Consider the following 14,187-nt stretch of genomic DNA (forward strand, 5'->3'; position numbering starts at 1 on the left):
TCCTTCTCCGGACTTCTCGTCCCTTCTTGGAGGCCGCCATGCTGCTGGGCAAAGCCATCTCCACCGGGTACGCCGAGGAAAAGCCGCTCGTGCACGCGGAGCCGGCCGAGATCGAGGACCGCACCGAAGAGACCGCGGCGACCGCCGAGGCGCCGGTCGAGGTACCCGCCGGATGAGCCGGCGGCTCCCCGAGGAACGCCCGACGGAGCCGCCGACCGGTTACAAGATCGCCCACCCGGTGCTGTCCCAGGACGGCACCCGGGTGGGCTTCGTCGGCGTCTCGCTCGGCGCCGCGCTCCCGTACGGCGTGCTCGACGAGGCCGCGTGCGTCTACGGCCGCCGCCACCGCGCACCGCACCGCCGCTGCGACTGCGGCTTCCACTGCGTGCACGCCCGGCAGGACGCCGAAGCCCTGCTCAGCACAGCGGATCACCGCCGGGCCGTGCTGCTCGAAGTATCGGTTCTGGGGTTCTACATCCGCTTCGAGCGCGGTTTCCGTTATGCCCGCCAACGTGTGCGGACGATGACCTCGGGTCCGTGCGTGTGCGGCGCGGCGGGGGTGGTGCTCGCGGACGCGGGCTGGGGCAGGCCGGGCTGGTGCGCTCTGGAGAGCGCCTGCGCGAGGTGCGCGGGAGCGCGCCGGGCACTGGCTCCCGCTGCGTTCGAGCGCCTCGCGGGCGAGGGCCTGACGGTGCGGAATCCGCCGGTGGCGACGACACCGGCGTACGACGTGCCCGAACTCGTCGCGGAGGCCGCCCTGCTGCAGGCCCGCCTCGACTGGTTCCAGACCCAGTTGGCCCGAATCCAGCGCGGACCCCGGGGATAGAGGACTCCCCTGCGGGTACCCGGAGCGGTCCCGACAGTTTGGGAGGCGGGATACGTGAGCGGGCCAGGCGACCGGCAGAAGCCGGACACGGCAACGGATGAACATCCTTCGGTGGGCGAGCTCGTCAGCCGCGCCTCGGAGCAGCTCTCCACGCTCGTACGACAGGAAATGCAGCTTGCCCGGGCCGAGTTGACCGAGAAGGGCAAACAGGCCGGGCGCGGCGGCGGGCTGCTCGGTGCGGCCGGAGCGGTCGCGTACATCGGTCTCATGGTGCTCGCCGCCGCGGCGGTGGCCGCGCTCTCCCTCGAACTGCCCGTCTGGGCCAGTGCGTTGATCGTGTGCGGCGTGCTGTTCCTGATCGCCGGGGCGCTGGCGGCCGCGGGCCGCAAGCGGCTCGGCCGGGCGACACCCCCCATGCCCGAGAAGGCGCTCGACAGCGTCCGGGCCGACGTGGCGGAGATCAAGGAGAGGGCGGCGCGATGACCGAGGACACGCCTGCGCACACCGCGAAGGCCCAGGACACGCCCACGCACACCGCGAAGGCCGAGGACACCTCCGCACAGACACCCGAGCAGCTGCGCGGCCGGATCGAGCAGACGCGGAGCGAACTCGGCGCCACCGTCGAGGAGTTGGCGGCCAAGGCCGATGTGAAGGGCCGGGCACGGCAGCGGGTGGCACGGGCGAAAACGCGCATGACGGAGAGGACAGCACGCATGAAGGACAAGGCCCACGGACTGCAGGACAAGGCCGCCGGGGCGAAGGCCCGCGCCGGCGGAAAGGCGAGCGGAACGAAGACCCAGGCCAAGGGCGCGGCCGCCGGGGCGATGGGCAAGGCGGCCGAGGCCAGGCAGCAGGCCGGCGAGCTGAAGACCCAGGCCGTGCACCAGGCGGCGGAGATCAAGGACCAGGCGATGGTGAAGGCGGCACAGGCCGGCGGTCGGCTGAAGGACGCCACCGCACAGGTGCAGGGCCGCGCCTCCGACACCGCGCACCGCGTGCAGGAGAGCACCCCGCAGCCGGTGCTCGACGTGGCCGCCACGGTGGCCAAGACCGGACGGCGTCACCCCCGGCCGCTCCTGGTCGTGGGTGCGGGCGCCCTGCTCGCGGTCGGCGTCATGCGCCGGCGGCGCAATGGCCGTACGAAGCGCGGCCATTGAGCCCGGATGAGGAAAGGGGCGCGGCCCACCGCACGGGCCGCGCCCCGCTCCCGCACGCCTCACACACCTTGCATGCCCCGTACATTCTGCACACCCAACCGCTAAGCATCGCTAGCCCTCACCTTGAAGCAGATTTAAGTGGAGCTTCACGATGAGTCCGCCGACACTCATGCCATGACGAACTCCCCATTCGGCCGCGCCCTCTGCGCGATGATCACGCCCTTCGACGCGACGGGCGCCCTTGACCTGGACGGCGCGCAAAAGCTCGCCGCGCATCTCGTCGGCGAAGGCTGCGACGGGCTCGTCCTCTCCGGCACGACCGGCGAATCCCCCACCACGTCCGACGAGGAGAAGTCCGCCCTCATCCGGGCCGTACGCGAGGCGGTCGGCGACCGCGGCACGATCATCGCGGGGGTCGGCACCGCGGACACCCGGCACACCCTCCACCTGGCCCGCGAGGCCGAACAGGCGGGCGCGGACGGCCTGTTGGTGGTGTCCCCGTACTACAGCCGCCCGCCGCAGGACGCGCTCGAAGCCCATTTCCTCGAGGTCGCCGACGCCACCGCGCTGCCCGTGATGTTGTACGACATCCCCGGCCGCACCGGCACCCGGATCGAGCCGGACACCATGATCCGCCTCGCCGGGCATGAGCGGATCGTGGCGGTCAAGGACTGCGCGTATGACGTGCTCGGCAGCTCGAAGGTGATCTCCGCGACCTCTCTCGCGTACTACGCGGGCTGCGAAGAGTGGATCCTTCCGCTGTACGCGGTGGGCGGCGCCGGCTTCGTCTCGACGGTCGCGAACGTGGCGCCCCGGCTGCTGCGCTCCCTCCTCGACGCGTACGACGAGGGCGACACCGCACGCGCTACGGCCGCCCACCAGCACGTGCTCCCCCTCGTCGAGCGCGTGATGGCGGACGGCCTGCCGGGCACCGTCACCACGAAGGCCCTGCTTGCCGAACTCGGCCTTCCGGCGGGCCCGGTCCGCGGACCGCTGCGGCCCGCGGACCCGGAGCGGGTCCGCGGGCTGCGCACGGCGTACGAAGCCGCTTCGGCCGGCGGGCGGTGAACGGCGGTCAGCGGTTGGCGCGTCGCCGTCAACGGGTGGTGCGTTGCGGTCAACGGGTGGCGAACAGCGGGCTCCAGCGGCCGGAGGACCCGTCGGTGCCCTTGAGGAATCCGCTCAGCGGAACCACCTTGTCGCTGCCGATGGTGACCATCACGAGCTGCTGCCGGAACTCCCCCGTATCCGGAGCGATGTCCCAGGCGATCAGCCGCTTGTCGTCGGCCCAGGCGAGCAGCTGCTGACCGCGGGTCTTGTGCAGCCGCTTTCCGGTGTACGGGTCGATGATCTCGGACGCGGTGGTCCTGGCGCCGCCCGCGAAGCCGCCCGCGGCCAGCTTGCCGTTGGGCGAAAGGCGCGCCTCGACGGACCAGTCCAGGTGCTTCTCGTTCGCGGGAGCGGAGGTCTCCTTGCCCGTGAAGTCGTAGTAGCGGTTGCCGGGCTCGACCATCAGGCCCGAGTACACCAGCTTCCCGGAATCGGTGAAGGCGAAGTCCTGGCGGAGGTTGACCTCCACCATGCCGTGCTCGTCGTGGCGGACGGGGACCTCGCTCCAAGAGCCTTGCCCGGAGTCGACGTCCAGCACATAGAACCCGGTCCGGTAGGACGTGGTCTTGTCCCAGTCGTAGTCGTTCAGCTTGCCGTCGGCGTTCAGGTCGTAGTCGAGCTTGGACACCTGGTCGGGGTTCTCGCTGTAGGTCGTGGCGACCAGCTTCCGGCCGTCGGGCGAGAACTCGACGCCCGCGACGCTCCGTTCGACCGGGATCCAGCGCTCGATCTCACCGGTCAGCAGGTCGACCAGCCCGATCCGCCGCGTGGGCAGCTGCTGTTCGAGGACCACGGCGGTGCGCATGCCGGGCGCGACATCCACGACGGACCACTTGTCCGCCTTCACATACTTTCCGGTCTCCTGGTCGAGGAGGTACCAGGTCTTGCGGCGGATCCGGCTGTCCTGTGGCCCCTTGACGTTCTCGGTGACCGCGTAGGCGGCGAGCGCGGTCCGCCCCGCGGCGATGAGGTCCCGCGGCGGCGACTGCTTCGGGTGCGCCACGACGTCATCGGTCCGTGTCCGGCTCGCGAGCTGCGGGGTGTCGTCCCCGCCGAGCGCCGGCACCGCGAGCACCGAGGCGATCACCGCGGCCGTGGTCGCGAGCGCCGCGCCCACGACCGTACGGGTCCTGCGCCGGCGCCGGGCGGCGACCACGCGGCCCGCCAGGTCACCGGCCGGCGGCCCGGTCTCCTCCGCCATGTCACGGAGCGCCGAACGCACCATGTCGTCCATCTTCACGGTCCTACCTCCACAGGCCGGGGGTGCACGGGTTCGTCCGCTTCAGGTGCGAGCGCGGCGAGTTCGGGTGCGAGGGTGCGCAGCCGGGCCAGCGAGCGGTGCGTCGTCGAACGCACCGTGCCGACCGAGCAGCCGAGGAGCGAGGCGACCTCCGCCTCGGGCAGATCCTCGAAATAGCGCAGCACGAGCACCGTCCGCTGCCGTGCGGTCAGCCGGCCGAGGGCCGCGCGCAGCACCACGCGCAGTTCGGCGGCCGCCGCCCCGTCCTCGGCCGCCTTGGCCTCGGGCGGTACGGAGACGCTCACCTCGCGCCGGCGCCACTTCAGGCGCCAGCGTCCGATCTGCTGCCGGTACAGGACCTGCCGGACATACGCCTCCGGCTCATCGATCCTGTGCCACCGCCCCAGAGCTTTGACCAGGGCGTTCTGCAAGAGGTCCTCGGCGGCATGCCGGTCGCCTCCGCTCAGCAGCACCGCGGTCCGCAGCAGCGCGGCGGACCGGCTCTCCACGAACAGGCGGAAACTGTCCTCATATCCCGCGTCACGGGGCTTCATCGTCACCTTCATCTCTCCTGGACCCCCGGGCCCTGGAGGTCTGCTGCTCCTGGTGACGCCTGCGGCCGCCCCCTGCTATGCCTGTGGTCCGCCACATTCTTACGGACCCATGACGTGCCCCTTTCAGCCGTCCTGCACGGTCCCTGCCATGAGCCCGTCGCCCTCGGGGGTTCGGGGTCAGGGCGAGACGGGATCCACCGGCAGCCGCACCTTGAAGCAGCAGCCGCCCGTCACGTTGTGCACCTCGGCGCTGCCCCGGTGGGCCTCCACGATGCCGCGCACGATGGCGAGCCCCAGGCCCGCACCGGCGGGCGGGGTGCGGGCGGCCGTGCCGCGCCAGCCGGTGTCGAAGACGCGCGGCAGGTCCTCCTCGGGGATGCCCCCGCAGCCGTCGGTGACCGAGAGCACCACCGCGCCGTCCTCGCCGCGCTCGGCGGCGACCGCGACCGTGCCGTCGGCGGGGGTCCGGCGGATCGCGTTGACCAGGAGGTTGGCCAGGACGCGGGTCATCTCCTTGCCGTCCACCTCGACCGGCACTTCGTCGACCCGCTCACCGATCAGCCGGACCCCGTGCTCGCGGGCGAGCGGATCGGCGCCGGCCAGGGCGTCGCCCACGAGGTCGTAGACGGACATCCGGGTACGGGTGAGCTGCAGGGCGCCCGCGTGGATACGGGAGAGCTCGAAGAGATCGCCGACCATGCCGTTGAGCCGCTCGACCTCGGTGCGGATCTGCCGGAAGTAGCGCTCGGGCTCGGCGGCCATCCCGTCCTCGAGCGCCTCGGCCATGGCGCGCAGTCCGGCGAGCGGGGTGCGCAGATCGTGCGAGATCCAGGCGACGAGTTCACGGCGTGAGGACTCCAGGGCGCGTTCACGCTCGCGCGAAGCGGCGAGTCTGGCGCTGGTGGCGGCCAGTTCGCGGCTCAGGGCGTCCAGTTCGGCGGTGGCCGATACGCCCGGCGCCGCGAAGCTGCCGCCGTCGCCGAACGACCGGGCGGCCTGGGCGAGTTCGCGGGAGCGGGCCACCACCCAGCGGCCGAGCAGCAGCGAGGTCGCGAACGAGACCACGGCGGCCATGACGATGACGAGGGTCACCACGGTCAGATCGTGCGGCGACAGGAACATCGCCCAGGCCACCGCGAGCGTCCCGGCCAGCATCGCGGTGACGGCCGTGGCGGCGACCACGGTGAGGGACACGGCGACGGAGCGGTGGCGCAGCAGGCGCAGTGCCGTCGCGCCGAGCACTCCGGCGGCCGCCGCGCCGCACGCCGCGTACAGGGCGATGAGCAGGACCTCACGCATCGGGCACCGCCTCCTTCGCCTCTTCGAAGCGGTAGCCGACCCCCCAGACCGTCCGGATCAGCCGGGGCCGCGCCGGATCGTCCTCGATCTTGCCGCGCAGCCGCCGCACATGAACCGTCACGGTCGACAGATCGCCGAACTCCCAGCCCCACACCTCGTGCATCAGCCGCTCCCTGCTGCAGGCCTCGCCGGGATGTCCGAGCAGATAGGCGAGGAGGTCGAACTCGCGCAGGGTGAGGGCGAGTTCACGGCCGTCCTTGGTGGCGCGGCGGCCCGACGGATCGAGAGTGATGCCCGCGTACGAGAGAGAGGCGGACTCGTTGCGCCGGGGCAGCCGTGCGCGGCGCAGCACGGAGTCGACGCGCAGCACCAGCTCGCGGGGGCTGAAGGGCTTGGTGACGTAGTCATCCGCGCCTATTTCCAGGCCGAGGATGCGGTCGTCCTCGTCGCCGCGCGCGGTGAGCATGATCACCGGGACAGGGGCGCGTTCACGCAGGCGGCGGCAGACCTCGAGGCCGTCCATGCCGGGCAGCATCAGATCGAGCACGACGAGGTCGGGCAGCCGTTCCTGCGCCGCGCGCAGGGCGGAGGGCCCGTCGGCGAACCGTTCGACGCGATAGCCGGCGCGGTCGAGATAGCCGGCCACGACCTCGGCCACGGTCGGATCGTCCTCGACGACGAGTACGCGGGCCGGCGAGGCGACGGCCGGCTCCTGAGGGGGTGTGCCCCCACCTTCGCGGTGCATGGCGCCAGCTTCGCACCGCCGTGGGCCGGGCGTCGCGGAGAGGGCGTGGGCGGGCAGCGACGTCCGCGTTTCGTAAGATCCCGCGGCCGGCCGTCAGTCCGCACCGGGCGCGGACGTCGGGCCTGACGCCAGACGCTCCACTACCGCCTCCCCCAGCTCGGCCAGCACGTCCAGCTGGGCGGGGCTGAGCAGATCGATGAAGTGCCGCCGCACCGAGGCGACATGGGCGGGTGCCGCCGCGTCCAGGGTGCGCATCCCCTGATCCGTCAGGGTCACGACGGCGCCGCGCCCGTCCGTCGCGACGCCTTCGCGTACGACCAGGCCGCGCTGTTCCATCCGCGCCAGATGGTGCGAGAGCCGGCTGCGGGACCAGAGCATACGGTCGGCCAGCTCGCTGACCCGCCGGCGGCGGTCCGGGGCCGCGCCCAGGTTGGACAGCACGTCGTAGTCGGGGTCGGAGAGCTTGCTGTCGTGCTGGAGGTCCCGCGAGATCTGTGCGTTGAGCAGCAGAAACATCCGCCGGTACGCCTGCCAGGCGCGCTGCTCGCGGTCGGTGAGCCACTGAGGTTCCTGCCCTGTCATAGCGCTCACCGTACCGCATCTGATTGACACGTCACCTACCCGGGGCTACCTTCACTTCAGGACATAGATGACACGTCAATCACTTGGAGAGGGTCATGGCAGCCGCACTCCGCCTCAGCTCCGGACTCGTCCTCTTCGGCGTGAGCATCGCGCTCATGGTCGCGGCCGAACTCGGCGTCCCGTCCTGGGATGTGCTGCACCAGGGCGTCGCCCGCACGACGGGACTGCCGTTCGGCTGGGTCGTCAACGGCGTCGGCGTCCTCGTGCTGCTCGCCTGGATCCCGCTCAAGGTGCGTCCCGGCATCGGGACCCTCGCCAACGTCCTGGTCGTCGGCCTGGTCGCCGACGCCGCTCTGGTCGCCCTGCCCGATCTCCACGGTCCGTGGGTACGCGGCGGGGTCCTTGCCGCCGGCCTCCTCCTCAACGCCCTCGCGACCGGGCTCTACGTCGGCGCCGGGCTCGGCCCGGGACCGCGCGACGGCCTGATGACAGGGCTCGCCGCCCGCGGCATCTCGATCCGCCGCGCACGCACCGCGATCGAGGCGTCCGTACTCGCCGCCGGCTGGCTGCTCGGCGGCACCGTCGGCCCGGGCACCGTGCTCTTCGCCGCCGCGATCGGCCCCCTGACCCAACTCGCCCTGCGCCGCCTCACGTTCACCGCAACCGCCCGCGCTCCCCGGGCCGTCCCCTCGTAAGGAATCCGCCATGCCCCGCCGCCTGCAGATCCTCTCCGCCAGCACCCGACCGACCTCGGCCGGACGCCCGCTGGCTCACTGGGTCACCGAACTCGCCGCCGCCCAGGGACAGTTCGCCGCCACACTCGTCGACCTCGGCGAGGTGGGCCTGCCCTTCTTCGACGAACCGGGCCTGCCCGCCGACGGCGTGTACGTCCACGAGCACACCAAGGCCTGGAGCGCGACCGTCTCGGCGGCGGAGTGCTTCGTCTTCGTCCTGCCGATGTACAACGGCGGCTTCACCGCCCCGCTCAAGAACGCGATCGACTCCCTGTACGCGGAGTGGCGCGACAAGCCCGTCGGCCTGATCAGCTACAGCGCCGGCGCCTCGGGCGGCGCCCCGGCCCTCGACATGCTCCACCCCGTCCTCGCCCGCGTGGGCCTGCGCCCCGCCCCGCACACCCTCTCGATCCCGGGAATCGACCGACTCACCACCCCCGGCGGCCGCTTCCACCCCACCCCCGAACTCACCACCGAGGCCAACGCCGTGCTCAGTTCGGTGGGCGGGCTGGTGGGGACACCCGTGACGGCCTGACCGGCGCGACCGGCATGACCACCGACGGGTTCCCGTTCCTGCATTCCGCCTGGGCCCCGCGACGTTGCCACCCCCTGCGGAGCGACAACCCAAACAGGTCAACTGGCCTGTCTGGTCTCGGAGTTGGCGGTCACAGATCATTCCGAAAGCCGTAGCCTGCACCCTGGCGGAACCAGCGACCCCGTACATCGCGTACATGCACAGGGGTTGCGGAGCGTTGGGGAGGGTTCAGTGACACATACCGTACTGTCCGGGCGCTATCGGCTGGTCGAGCGGCTCGGCGCGGGTGGGATGGGCGTCGTGTGGCGGGCCGAGGACTTGGTGCTGCACCGCGAGGTCGCCGTCAAGACCGTTGCCGGCCCCGGTGTCACCGAGCAGGCGGCGGCCCGCCTGGAACGTGAGGCGCGGGCCGCGGCCGGCCTGTCCGACAACCAGCACGTGGTCACCGTCCATGACTTCGGGCGGGACGGCGACACGCTGTTCATCGTGATGGCCCTCGCTCCCGGCCGCGCCCTGGATCGCGTCCTGACCACCGAAGGCCCGCCCGCGCCGGCCCGCGCCCTGGACTGGGCCCGGCAGATCTGCTTCGCCTTGGAGGCGGCGCATGCCGCGGGAATCGTCCACCGTGACATCAAGCCCGCCAACGCCGTGCTCGGCCCGGACGGCACGGTGCGCGTGCTCGACTTCGGCATCGCCTGGTTCCATCGCGACCTCGGCCTCGACCGCCTCAGTCAGGCGGGCGGGGTATTGGGCAGCGTTCCCTGGATGTCTCCGGAACAGGCCCGCGGGGAGGAGGTGACTGCGGCCTCCGACCTGTACTCGCTGGGCTGTCTGCTGTACCAACTGCTCACCGGGGAGACGCCGTTCGGCGACCGTGAAGTGCTGGCGCAGATCGTCGCGCATGCCTCGGAGGTGCCTTTGCCACCCTCCGCGCGCAGAGCGGGACTGCCCGCCGAGCTGGATCGGCTGGTGTCCGCGCTCCTGGCCAAGTCGCCGGATGACAGGCCCGGTTCGGCCGCGGAGACCGCGGCGCGGCTCGGGGCGATCGCGCGCGAGCTGGGGGCGCAGGAGACGACCGAGCGGTCCCCGGCTCCTGCCGCCCCGGCCACGCTGCCGTCCGCGGCGGAGCCCGGCCGGCAGATGAGCCGGCGCACCGTGCTGTTCGGCGCGGTCGGGGTGGTCGCGGTGTCGACGGCGACGATCGTCGTGGTCCCGAAGGTCCTGGAGAAGGGCGGCGACCAGGGCGGAGGGCCCTCCGGCGCGGAAAAGGGCGGAGGAAAGGGGGATGTGAAGTACCGCTGGCGCACGCCTACGACGTACACCCCGGACGCGATCGCGGGCTCTGCCCTGTTGGTCAGTGACAGTGAGACCGAACTGGTCGCGTACGACGTTCGCACGGGCAAGGAGCTCTGGCGCGGTACGGACGACATCGACGGAACGTACCCGATGACGAAGGACACCTTGTACGTCACCGCCGACCACGGGGAACTGCGCTGTCTGGAGCCGGAAAGCGGGGACAAGCGCTGGGGGTTCGCGCCCCTCGAGGACAACGATGTGTCGGGTGGTGTCTTCCTGGAACTGGCCCCCGAAACGGTCTACGTCGGCCTGGGGCCCTACGTCTTCTCGTTGCACCACGCCACCGGGGAAGTGCGCTGGCAGTACCCCCTGGAGAGCGACATGGCCCTGGTCAGCGGGCTGGAGTCGGCCGACAGGACGCTGCTCGTGCGAGACGAGGGGGGTTTGTGGATCGCGCTGGATACGGTTGCCGGCGAGGAACAGTGGGTCTGGCCGTACGAAAAATCCACCAGACCGGGCGCGGGCCCGTCCTTCGCCGGTGCGGTGGACGGCCGCCTCTTCTTCAGCGGAGACTCCGGCCTGACCGTCGTGGACGCCGCCGACGGCAACGTCATCGAGACGTACAAGGGCCTCGGCCGGGTACAGGTCGTGCCCGAGCACAAGCTGCTGCTGGACACGGAGAACGCCTGGTCGTGCGTCGACGGCAAGAAGCTGTGGTCCGTGGCCGAGGGCCACCCCTTCGCCCATGGCGACATCGTGCTGGCCAACCAGTGGGACCCGAAGACCCGGACGAACACCCTGCTGGGCCTGGACCCCCGTGACGGCACCGAACGCTGGCGCCACAAAGGGCTGTTCCTCTCTCGCTCCAGCCAGAGGGGCCGCACCGCGCCACCAGACGCTCCCTTGATCGCCAAGGTCAACGGTCAAGGCGCGCGGCTTGTGCGGATCGACCCCGCGTCGGGCGACAAGGGCCCGGTCCTCACCCTGCCCGAGAAACATCTGCTGGAGATCTATTGCCTCGGCGACCTCGTGTTCGCCGTGTGTGCGGATCGCGGCCTGGATCGCGAGGGTGATCCGCCCGACAAGCGCCGTTTGTACGCCATCGAGTTGGCGCAGTTCGGTCGGACCTGAGATCTGCCGGCAGACGTCGAAGCGCCCTCCCGGGGCCGTCCTTGGGCCGCGGAAGGGCGCTCAGCGTGGACCACCCATGACCACCGTCGACAGCTCATCGGCAGGTCAGCGGCAGGTCGCGAGTTGATCGACCGCAGGGCGGCAGGCAGCTGCCCCCGTGATCAGTTGTTGCTGTGCAGCACGTCGTTCAAGCCGCCCCACACCGCGTTGTTCGGGCGGGCCTCGACCGCGCCCGAGACCGAGTTGCGGCGGAAGAGGATGTTCGAGGCGCCGGAGAGCTCGCGGGCCTTGACGATCTGGCCGTCGGGCATCGTGACGCGGGTGCCGGCCGTGACGTAGAGGCCGGCCTCGACGACGCACTCGTCGCCGAGCGCGATGCCCACGCCCGCCTCGGCGCCGACAAGGGAGCGCTGGCCGATGGCGACGCGCTGGGTCCCGCCGCCGGACAGGGTGCCCATCGTGGAGGCGCCGCCGCCGATGTCCGAGCCGTCGCCGACGACGACGCCCTGCGAGATACGGCCCTCGACCATCGACGTACCGAGCGTGCCGGCGTTGAAGTTGACGAAGCCCTCGTGCATCACGGTGGTGCCCGCGGCGAGGTGCGCGCCGAGGCGCACACGGCCGGCGTCGGCGATACGGACGCCCTTGGGCGCCACGTAGTCCGTCATCCGCGGGAACTTGTCAACACCGTGCACGACGAGGTGCAGGCCCTCGGCGCGGGCGTTCAGGCGGACCGTCTCGAGCGAGTCGACCGGGACCGGGCCGAGCGAGGTCCAGGCCACGTTGGCGAGGAGGCCGAACAGGCCGTCGAGGTTCTGCTCGTTCGGCTTGACCAGCGTGTGGCTGAGCAGGTGCAGACGCAGGTACGCGTCGTGCGCGTCGAGCGGCTTGTCGTCCAGGGACGCGATGACGGTACGGACGGCGACGATCTCCACGCCCCGGCGGTCGTCCTTGCGGATGGCCTTGGCGGCACCCTCGCCGAGCAGCTCGACGGCACGCTCGGCGCTCAGCCGCTCGGTGCCGGCCGGGCCGGGAGCGTCGCTGAGCTCGGGGGCGGGGAACCAGGTGTCGAGAACGGTGCCGTCGGCGGCCAGCGTGGCCAGGCCCGCTGCTACGGCACCGGTGGTACGGGGGGCAGTGGTGGTGTCGGTCATGGGCAAAACTTAACCGGCTCGCGGCAACGGAAGCGAACCGGTCTCAGGGTGCGGGCCGGGTTCCCCCACCTGCCCGTCCGCACGAGGGCGTGCAGCGCTGGATTCCCCACCTGCCCGTCCGCACGAGGGCGTGCAGAGCTGGATTCCCCACCTGCCCGTCCGCACGAGGGCGTGCAGAGCTGGATTCCCCACCTGCCCGTCCGCACAAGGGCGTGCCCTTCGCCCCCCCCCCCCCCCCGGGCGGGGGGCGGCGCCGGGGGGGGTGCGAGGGCCCCCCGGGCGCGGGCGTACGGCACGGGTCCGGCTCTCAGGCCCCTGGACGTCAGGGGCCTGAGAACCTCAGGGCCGGACGTTCTTCTCGTCGACGAACGTCAGGACCAGGCTGGCGCTGGTGGTCATCACGTCGCCGGCCTTCCACGTCCCCGGGAAGAAGGCGGTCTCCCGGTCGTTGTCCGTGAAGTCACGGACCACGACCATCCGGCTTCCCACCACCTGATACGTGTCGGGCAGCAGCAGCAACTCGTTGCGGTACCGGTCATCGGGCCCCGGCTTCAGCGTGATCGCGACGGTCTCGCGGCCGGCCGCGTCGGTCACCGGGCCGTCGACGAGCTCGATCCCCGGCAGCTTCGCGAGCGCCCGGTACAGCTTGGCCTGGCCCTCGCCCTCCAGATGCGTGATCGGTGAGCGCGCCAGCGACTGAGCGACATGGAAGACGTCCGCCGGCTTCTTCGGATCCAGCATGTCGAACTGCTCCGGATACGCCTTCTGGTACGCCTTCACGATCCCTTCCGGGTCGTCCGGCAGCCCCTTCATGAGGGCGTAGTACTCGCGCCAGTCGCGCTCCTCGCCCTTCTGGGACCCGGCCGTGAACCAGTCCTCGTCCGTCGTCGGCTTCTCCAGCTTTCCGTCCCCGTCGCCACCGACGGAGGTTCCGATGTGCTTGGTGTAGTACCACTGGTCCTCCCGCGGCTCCGGCCCCTTGACCGACTCGGCCGCCCGCGCCGCCCCCTCCAGGAACTCCTGCGCCGTCCCCGGCCGCACCGACTGGCTCGCCGCCGGCCGAGGCCCGCCGTCGGAGCCGCCCGAGGAGTCCGCCACGTTCACGGCGATCACCGCCGAGGCCGTCACCGCGAGCGCCGCCCCGACCGCGGCGAGGCGCCAGTCGCGCCGCAGCCGTGCCAGCCGCCACGCGGAGCCACCGCCCTGCGCCGCGTCAAGGAGCCGCGTCCGGCCCTGCGCGAGCCGCGCCCGGTCGGGCGTGGGCGCTTCGGACCGCAGTTCACGCACCTTCGTCATCTCGTCCATCACTGCGCCACCTCCGAGGCGTCCACGACGAATGCCGGATCCGCACCGAGCGCGCTGCGCACCTTGCGCCGCGCCCGGTTGAGCCGCGAGCGCACCGTCCCGAGCGGGATGCCCAGCGCCTCGGCGACCTCCGGATACGAGAGGTCCGCCCAGGCGACGAGCAGCAGGACATGCCGGTCACCGGCGGAGAGCCCGGCGAGCGCCCCCGCCAGGGGCGCATGGGCCGACTGCGCCACGACCCGGCTGTCGGCCCGGTCCACCCAGGACTCGGCCACCGGATCGGTTCCGGTACGGGCAAGGGCGCGCAGACCCCGTATCTCCGCGCGCCGTTGCTTGCCGATCAGATTCGCCGCGATGCCGTACAGCCAGGGCCGCGCGTTATCCCGCGACAGGTCGTAGCGGGAGCGCGTACGGAACGCCGCGAGGAAGGTCTCCGCCGTCAGATCGTCCGCGGCGCCGGCGCCGGCGGGGGGGGGCGGGGGGCGGGGGGGGGGGGGGGGGGGCCCGGCGGAGGGGGGG

Annotated in this window: 16 protein-coding genes; 8 read left to right on the forward strand and 8 right to left on the reverse strand. The window is 71.8% G+C overall.

The features are described 5' to 3' along the window. Positions 1-38: 38 nt before the first annotated feature. From JAO81_RS05830 to dapA, 5 genes are all read left to right on the forward strand, one after another. Positions 39-176: a hypothetical protein gene (locus tag JAO81_RS05830; protein WP_199546686.1), complete on the forward strand. Its 138-nt coding sequence runs from the start codon at positions 39-41 to the stop codon at positions 174-176. Then, entirely contained in the window at positions 173-826 is a 654-nt protein-coding gene (locus JAO81_RS05835; protein WP_199546687.1) for a hypothetical protein, read from the forward strand. The genes JAO81_RS05830 and JAO81_RS05835 overlap by 4 nt, the downstream gene beginning before the upstream one ends. Positions 827-880: 54 nt before the next feature. Further along, a complete protein-coding gene (locus JAO81_RS05840; RefSeq protein ID WP_199546688.1) occupies positions 881-1,309 on the forward strand; it encodes a phage holin family protein in 429 nt (142 codons plus the stop codon). Continuing rightward, positions 1,306-1,983 (forward strand): DUF3618 domain-containing protein, encoded by a 678-nt coding sequence (locus tag JAO81_RS05845; protein WP_199546689.1) that lies wholly within the window; start codon positions 1,306-1,308, stop codon positions 1,981-1,983. The genes JAO81_RS05840 and JAO81_RS05845 overlap by 4 nt, the downstream gene beginning before the upstream one ends. A gap of 174 nt (positions 1,984-2,157) precedes the next feature. Beyond that, on the forward strand, positions 2,158-3,051 hold the full coding sequence (dapA, locus tag JAO81_RS05850; RefSeq protein WP_199546690.1) for a 4-hydroxy-tetrahydrodipicolinate synthase: 894 nt from the start codon (positions 2,158-2,160) through the stop codon (positions 3,049-3,051). Positions 3,052-3,100: 49 nt separating this feature from the next. Here the strand turns inward: dapA and JAO81_RS05855 are convergent, their stop codons facing one another. The 5 genes from JAO81_RS05855 to JAO81_RS05875 all read right to left on the reverse strand — a co-directional run bounded on the left by JAO81_RS05855 (position 3,101) and on the right by JAO81_RS05875 (position 7,513). Further along, entirely contained in the window at positions 3,101-4,327 is a 1,227-nt protein-coding gene (locus JAO81_RS05855; RefSeq protein ID WP_233414977.1) for a WD40 repeat domain-containing protein, read from the reverse strand. A gap of 2 nt (positions 4,328-4,329) precedes the next feature. Further along, positions 4,330-4,887 (reverse strand): SigE family RNA polymerase sigma factor, encoded by a 558-nt coding sequence (locus JAO81_RS05860; protein WP_199546795.1) that lies wholly within the window; start codon positions 4,885-4,887, stop codon positions 4,330-4,332. Between the two features lie 177 nt (positions 4,888-5,064). Next, a complete protein-coding gene (locus JAO81_RS05865) occupies positions 5,065-6,186 on the reverse strand; it encodes a sensor histidine kinase KdpD (protein ID WP_199546692.1) in 1,122 nt (373 codons plus the stop codon). Further along, positions 6,179-6,931, reverse strand: coding sequence for a response regulator transcription factor (locus JAO81_RS05870; RefSeq protein ID WP_199546693.1), 753 nt, complete (start codon positions 6,929-6,931; stop codon positions 6,179-6,181). Before JAO81_RS05870 ends, JAO81_RS05865 begins: the two co-directional genes overlap by 8 nt. A gap of 93 nt (positions 6,932-7,024) precedes the next feature. Continuing rightward, complete coding sequence (locus JAO81_RS05875; RefSeq protein ID WP_233414963.1) at positions 7,025-7,513, reverse strand: MarR family winged helix-turn-helix transcriptional regulator; 489 nt, start codon at positions 7,511-7,513, stop codon at positions 7,025-7,027. A 95-nt stretch (positions 7,514-7,608) separates the two neighbouring features. Between JAO81_RS05875 and JAO81_RS05880 the strand changes: the two genes are divergently transcribed. The 3 genes from JAO81_RS05880 to JAO81_RS05890 all read left to right on the forward strand — a co-directional run bounded on the left by JAO81_RS05880 (position 7,609) and on the right by JAO81_RS05890 (position 11,209). Next, entirely contained in the window at positions 7,609-8,208 is a 600-nt protein-coding gene (locus tag JAO81_RS05880; protein WP_199546694.1) for a YitT family protein, read from the forward strand. Positions 8,209-8,218: 10 nt separating this feature from the next. Beyond that, entirely contained in the window at positions 8,219-8,782 is a 564-nt protein-coding gene (locus JAO81_RS05885) for an NADPH-dependent FMN reductase (RefSeq protein WP_199546695.1), read from the forward strand. Between the two features lie 231 nt (positions 8,783-9,013). After that, complete coding sequence (locus tag JAO81_RS05890) at positions 9,014-11,209, forward strand: protein kinase (RefSeq protein ID WP_199546696.1); 2,196 nt, start codon at positions 9,014-9,016, stop codon at positions 11,207-11,209. 161 nt (positions 11,210-11,370) lie between these two features. Here the strand turns inward: JAO81_RS05890 and dapD are convergent, their stop codons facing one another. The 3 genes from dapD to JAO81_RS05905 form a co-directional block, all read right to left on the reverse strand. Next, entirely contained in the window at positions 11,371-12,363 is a 993-nt protein-coding gene (gene dapD / locus JAO81_RS05895) for a 2,3,4,5-tetrahydropyridine-2,6-dicarboxylate N-succinyltransferase (protein ID WP_199546697.1), read from the reverse strand. A 339-nt stretch (positions 12,364-12,702) separates the two neighbouring features. Beyond that, a complete protein-coding gene (locus tag JAO81_RS05900; RefSeq protein WP_199546698.1) occupies positions 12,703-13,668 on the reverse strand; it encodes a hypothetical protein in 966 nt (321 codons plus the stop codon). Beyond that, on the reverse strand, positions 13,668-14,187 hold a 520-nt coding region (locus JAO81_RS05905), incomplete at its 5' end, for an RNA polymerase sigma factor (RefSeq protein ID WP_233414964.1). The genes JAO81_RS05900 and JAO81_RS05905, both read right to left, overlap by 1 nt.

Origin of the sequence: Streptomyces sp. N35 (assembly GCF_016464295.1) — a bacterium.
GTDB lineage: Bacteria > Actinomycetota > Actinomycetes > Streptomycetales > Streptomycetaceae > Streptomyces.